This is a genomic window from Aeromonas finlandensis, assembly GCF_000764645.1.
GTDB classification, from domain to species: domain Bacteria; phylum Pseudomonadota; class Gammaproteobacteria; order Enterobacterales; family Aeromonadaceae; genus Aeromonas; species Aeromonas finlandensis.
In genome coordinates this window covers 1-1,928 of record NZ_JRGK01000235.1, presented here as the reverse complement: position 1 = coordinate 1,928, position 1,928 = coordinate 1, and the positions used below count along the sequence as shown (strand labels likewise).

The window sequence follows — 1,928 nt, the reverse complement described above, 5'->3', positions numbered from 1 at the left end:
CTACGAAACCAGCCAGACCATCGGCGAGGGGCTGTTTGATCAAATCAACCGCCTCTCCCCCGATCTGGTGATCACCGATTGCGAGACCTGCAAATGGCAGATCGAGATGAGCACGGCGTTTCGCTGCGAGCATCCCATCCACCTGCTGGCCCAGGCGCTGGCCTAACACACTTGACCCAACCGGGTTTAATAAAAAACAATCCACGCAGAGAGACAGAGCGCCGGCAATTGCCGGCGCTGCTTTTACTTGTGGCGCACCGCCATCACGGGGGTTGGAGCATCAGGCTGTGGTTATCCAGACTGTGCGGACAATGGGGGATAAAGCGGTTGATTGAGAGTGTGCAGCCGTGGTGATATTGCCCCTCGACCACGCAAGTGGCTCAGCCCCCTCTTTCAATAGACAAGGATGTCTGGATGCAACTCACCCTGTTAAACGACTCGGGCAAATTCGATGGGCTCGATGACACCATTAGGCACGTTTTTGCCGAGACGGCGCACAAATTGAATGCCTTGTTCGATCTCTCCCAACTGGATGTCACCTTCAGCCCTTTTGCCGAGGGGGATGCTCCCGATTCGGGTATCGGTGGCTGGGCCATCAACATGTATCGAATAGAACTCCAGCTTGATCTGGAACGGCCTGATATCAAAGAGGTGATCATCACCGAATTGCCTGCCGTGCTGGCCCACGAAGTCCACCATATCGTGCAAAAGAAAAACAAAGTGGAAGCAGAAACACTGGCCGAAAACCTGATTTTTGAAGGGCTGGCCTGCTACTTTGAGCAGAGGTTCAATGGCGGCACACTCCCCTCGCTGTTCAAGGAGTCTCATCACCATGACTGGCAATCGCTCCTGTCAGAGATGACGCCCCATCTATCCAGCAAGCAGTTCAACTATTTAGACTTTTTCTACTGCCGTGATAACCGGCCATTTCCCAAATATGCCGGTTACTGGGTGGGGTTCAATCTGGTGGCCAACTATCTGGCCAAAAATGGCCTGAATGAAATAGAGGTCATGGGCCTACCCACCGAGGCGTATTTCAATTAACACGCCTTCACACTGTTCATGGCTATCACAGAGCCCAAACCCGGAGAGAAGATCATGATCCCCATTCGCTGCAAGGCCGTCTCTGGCGTTGCCCTTACCACTGTCGATGGCGAAACAAAACTGCTGGTGATGAAACGGGTCAAGGGGGGGTTCTGGTGTCATGTAGCGGGCACGGTGGAGGCGGGTGAAACCGGCTGGCAGACCATTATTCGCGAGTTTGGCGAAGAGACCGGTATCACGGTTTGCGAGTTATACACAGCCCATCATCTGGAACAATTTTACGAAAGTGCTTCAAATACGGTGGAGGTGGTACCGGTCTTTGTGGTCTATTGCCCGCCCAATCAGGCGGTGACCCTCAACGATGAGCACACCGAATATCGCTGGTGCACCCTCGACGAAGCCAAAACGCTGGTGAGTTTCCCCGGCCAGAAGGCGCTCTACGACCATATCTGGTACCACTTTGTCGACAACGCCCCCTCTCCCCTGATGCGGGTCGATATCCGCTAACCGCGCACGGCTTCCCCCTGTAAATGCAACACGCCCCCGGATGGGGGCGTGTTGTATCTAAAGCCAGCCAAGCGCTTTTGTCAGACCAAGCAGATGGCCTACGGCCGCTCGCCAGCGGCCAGACGGCGGTTGATATCGGCGATAACCGGGGCGATGTCGGCAAGGGTATCAATCACGTAGTGCGCCCCCGCCACCCGCAGTTTGGCCTCGGCCGGTGCGCGCCGGGCGGCGATCTCTGCCTCGCTCATGGCGGAAAACTCTTCCCAGGTGGCACCAAATTCGTTGCCGGAAACCGACAATCCCACCGTCCACATGCCCGCGTTCAACCCTTCGCTGATACCCGGCACCGCGTCATCCACCTTGATGCAGCGATGCAC

2 protein-coding genes and 2 pseudogenes are annotated in these 1,928 nt (G+C 55.9%); 3 read left to right on the top strand and 1 reads right to left on the bottom strand.

Features of this window, described 5'->3' with window-relative positions; genetic code table 11:
• The 3 genes and pseudogenes from glpC to LD28_RS0112945 all read left to right on the top strand — a co-directional run.
• Window positions 1-166: pseudogene (glpC, locus tag LD28_RS22480) on the top strand (anaerobic glycerol-3-phosphate dehydrogenase subunit GlpC); the annotation flags it as partial.
• Between the two features lie 248 nt (window positions 167-414).
• Window positions 415-1,044, top strand: coding sequence for a DUF2268 domain-containing putative Zn-dependent protease (locus tag LD28_RS0112950; protein WP_033137381.1), 630 nt, complete (start codon window positions 415-417; stop codon window positions 1,042-1,044).
• A 54-nt stretch (window positions 1,045-1,098) separates the two neighbouring features.
• Window positions 1,099-1,551 carry an NUDIX hydrolase gene (locus tag LD28_RS0112945; protein ID WP_033137380.1) on the top strand — a complete coding sequence of 151 codons (453 nt, stop codon included), beginning with the start codon at window positions 1,099-1,101 and terminating at the stop codon, window positions 1,549-1,551.
• Window positions 1,552-1,649: 98 nt separating this feature from the next.
• Here the strand turns inward: LD28_RS0112945 and LD28_RS0112940 are convergent.
• Window positions 1,650-1,928, bottom strand: a pseudogene (locus LD28_RS0112940) (phosphonoacetaldehyde hydrolase); the annotation flags it as partial.